The sequence below is a fragment of the Streptomyces sp. NPDC007856 genome, assembly GCF_042868225.1.
Classification (GTDB): domain Bacteria; phylum Actinomycetota; class Actinomycetes; order Streptomycetales; family Streptomycetaceae; genus Streptomyces.
Genome location: NZ_JBIAEC010000105.1, coordinates 1 through 1,659, shown reverse-complemented (window position 1 = coordinate 1,659; position 1,659 = coordinate 1). Strand labels below are relative to the sequence as shown.

The following is a 1,659-nucleotide window of genomic DNA, read 5'->3' as shown; positions in this document are numbered from 1 at the left end:
CGAACACCTCACCGCCTTCATGGCGTCCCGGCCTCTGGAACTCCCCGACACACAAACCCGCCAGGCCATCCGCAAGAGCGTCCCCGGCCTCACCCGGTCGGAAATGGCCGCCATCCTCAACGTGACACCGGAGACTGTCGCAAACTGGGAGACCCGCACCGCCCCGCGGGGCGAGGTCCGTGACCGGTATCTGGCACTGCTCCACCTGATCGCCACAGACCCAGCCCACACCAGCCAGCCCTGGTACCGGGCCGCAACCGTCAACCCCCGAATCCAGACCGCACAGACCCACCTCGACCAGAACGAACACCTCACCGCCTTCATGGCGTCCCGGCCTCTGGAACTCCCCGACACACAAACCCGCCAGGCCATCCGCAAGAGCGTCCCCGACCTCACCCAGTCGGCCATGGCCACCATCCTCAACGTGACACCGGAGACTGTCGCAAACTGGGAGACCCGCACCGCCCCGCGGGGCGAGGTCCGTGACCGGTATCTGGCACTGCTCCACCTGATCGCCACAGACCCAGCCCACACCAGCCAGCCCTGGTACCGGGCCGCAACCGTCAACCCCCGAATCCAGACCGCACAGACCCACCTCGCCGAACGCCTCACCGCCTTCATGGCGTCCCGGCCTCTGGAACTCCCCGACACACAAGCCCGCCAGGCCATCCGCAAGAGCGTCCCCGGCCTCATCCTGTCGACCATGGCCGCCATCCTCAACGTGACACCGGAGACTGTCGCATACTGGGAGATCCGCACCGCCCCGCGGGGCGAGGCAGGTGACCGGTATCTGGCGCTGCTTCACCGGCTCGCCACGGACCCCGCCCACACCAGCCAGCCCTGGTACCAAGCAGCAACCGGCCACCCCCGAATCCAGACCGCACAGACCCACCTCGACCAGAACGAACACCTCACCGCCTTCATGGCGTCCCGGCCTCTGGAACTCCCCGACACACAAACCCGCGCCGACATCCGCAAGAGCGTCCCCGGCCTCACCCAGTCGGCCATGGCCACCATCCTCAACGTGTCGCAGAAGACTGTCCATCTCTGGGAGACCCGCACCGCCCCGCAGGGCGAGGCTCGTGACCGGTATCTGGCACTGCTCCACCGGCTCGCCACAGACCCCGCCCACACCAGCCAGCCCTGGTACCAAGCAGCAACCGGCCACCCCCGCATCCAGACCGCACAGACCCACCTCGCCGAACGCCTCAACGCCTTCATGGCACGGTCGATCACCGACCCTGCGCCCGCGGGGCAGCCGAGCAGCCAGGTCTGGATGGCCGATACCAGCGACGGTATGCGCAACGGTCTCGAAACAGCACTGCAGCAGCGGCTGCGCGACATCGCACCACACGCGCTGCTGTCCGACCCGAACGCAGCGTGGCAGACGGTCTCCCACGATCCGCTCACGCTGAAAATCAACAGCGCCCTGACCGCCTACCACACCCCCGGAACAACCCCTGCGGACGAGAATGCACTCAACCACCTGTGGACCGCATTCACCCAACACACCCTCACCGCCGGCATCACCCCAGCCCCACTCGCAAACAGGGTATTCACCACCCCTACCCCCGGGTCGGAAGCCGGCACCTTGGGTGGCGCTTTGGGGATGGCCGGGGGTGAGCGGCGGCCTGGGTGGGTGTGGGCTCCAGGACACGG

The 1,659-nt window shown here is 67.7% G+C and carries 1 protein-coding gene; it reads left to right on the top strand.

From position 1 onward, the window contains the following. Positions 1–19 precede the first annotated feature (19 nt). Positions 20–1,659 (top strand): helix-turn-helix domain-containing protein (locus ACFYOH_RS44755; protein ID WP_388638112.1); only part of this gene is annotated, 1,640 nt, incomplete at its 3' end.